The following is a 229-nucleotide window of genomic DNA, read 5'->3' as shown; positions in this document are numbered from 1 at the left end:
AATTTAGATGAACATCGCAGTTTGGGCAGCGTTTCTGCACAAGGGAAGACAGCTCTTTCAAGCATACTTGCCAATACTGTAGAAGAATTAGCACAACATAAGCTGTCTGATGAAAATGCCAAATATGTGATAGTGGAAAACGGCAAGGTAAATACAGAGTGGCTTGTGCAACGTTTGCAACCACAAGTTCGTCTATTGATTTGCGGCGCAGGTAATGACGTGATGCCAC

The 229-nt window shown here is 43.2% G+C and carries 1 protein-coding gene; it reads left to right on the top strand.

Going from position 1 to position 229, the window contains the following annotated elements; genetic code table 11:
- The coding region (locus R2R70_RS23685) for a hypothetical protein (RefSeq protein WP_410979445.1) at positions 1-229 on the top strand (229 nt) is incomplete at both ends.

The sequence above is a fragment of the Cobetia sp. SIMBA_158 genome, from assembly GCF_046566945.1.
Classification (GTDB): Bacteria; Pseudomonadota; Gammaproteobacteria; order Pseudomonadales; family Halomonadaceae; genus Cobetia; species Cobetia amphilecti.
This window is presented reverse-complemented; position numbering and strand designations above follow the sequence as displayed.